2 protein-coding genes are annotated in these 1115 nt (G+C 45.9%); both read left to right on the forward strand.

Translation table 11 applies throughout. The annotated features are described in order from the left end of the window. Positions 1-104: 104 nt before the first annotated feature. Positions 105-452, forward strand: coding sequence for a hypothetical protein (locus JIN87_RS27950; RefSeq protein WP_200360040.1), 348 nt, complete (start codon positions 105-107; stop codon positions 450-452). Positions 453-531: 79 nt separating this feature from the next. Then, positions 532-954: a hypothetical protein gene (locus JIN87_RS27955; protein ID WP_200360042.1), complete on the forward strand. Its 423-nt coding sequence runs from the start codon at positions 532-534 to the stop codon at positions 952-954. Positions 955-1115: the final 161 nt, after the last annotated feature.

Below are 1115 nucleotides of genomic sequence, written 5' to 3' on the forward strand. Positions count from 1 at the left end.
ACACAGTTTGGGAAGACGAAAAGAAAGAAGAGCATATCAAGTCGTCGCTCACAACTCCGGGGGCTGCCGCCCCCTCCGCGTGAGGACTCTGCGTTCACAGACAAATGGATTTAACGATAACAGGCGGCTTAAGATTTAAGGATAGCGATTTCGTGTGGAAGAACGCTACGTGGCCGTTTGCGAATCTGACAGTGTCAAAAGAAGGGGTTGAGATACTTGTCGATGTTTGGTCGGTCTATCGAAGGAAGATAACTCTGAGAAAAGATGAGATTATCAGAGTAAAGAAAAGGATCGGGATCTTGTTTTGCTGCGGTACTGAGATAATCCATACATCAGAAGCCGCTCCAAAGTTTCTGTGTTTTTGGACATTTGGATACGCCTACGAGAGTTATGCTCAGGCATTTGAGGCCTTGGGCTACTCAGTTGACCGAAAGGGAAAATTGATATTGTGAACCAGGCGCGTGAGTCAACGGCCTACGGCCGCCGACTCCGCTAGTCGTTAACTAAATGAATAAGAGAATCCGCAACATTATGGCACTGATCCTGATTTGGGTCTCGCTGCCATTAGTGCCTGCCATCGACAATCAATCCACACTGATCGTCCAATACATGTACGACGGCGAGGAAGACACGAAGAAGAAGATTGTTCTCACAGCTTTTGGTCGGCCCGCATTTGTGACGGTTACAGTGGATCGAAACGGAAAAGTAGAAAAAAATACTTTTGAAATTAGCAATGAAGACCTGAGTAAGTTTTGGAACGGCTTTAGCGAGATCGATGCTGTTTCGAAATCAAAGATTGTGGATGAATCGGTAGTAGTCGACACTGAGACCCATCACGTATTCATGACAATGGACCGCACCTCCGAAGGTGACAATTCCAGCTGGTATGGCATTGTTAAGGAAGAAGGCAGCGAGGAATTTCTAGAATGGTTAAGTATCATAGACAAGAAGTAGGAGTTAACCATTCTATGGATACAATTCGCTACAGTCGCTCCGCTCCTTTCACTCTTGTATCATAGAGACGATATGCAGATAAGATGAAAATCAGACTCCTCCAGTTTGCCCTGCTCGCACTCTTCATTCCATCAGTCGCGACCTCAGTGGCTTTCAAGAAA

The sequence above is a fragment of the Pelagicoccus mobilis genome (assembly GCF_016595505.1).
In the GTDB taxonomy this organism is placed as follows: domain Bacteria; phylum Verrucomicrobiota; class Verrucomicrobiia; order Opitutales; family Opitutaceae; genus Pelagicoccus; species Pelagicoccus mobilis.

Bases quoted from the DNA above. Each gene is read 5' to 3' on its own strand.
- JIN87_RS27950 (WP_200360040.1), top strand. From the start codon at position 105: ATGGATTTAACGATAACAGGCGGCTTAAGATTTAAGGATAGCGATTTC.
- JIN87_RS27955 (WP_200360042.1), top strand. From the start codon at position 532: ATGGCACTGATCCTGATTTGGGTCTCGCTGCCATTAGTGCCTGCCATC.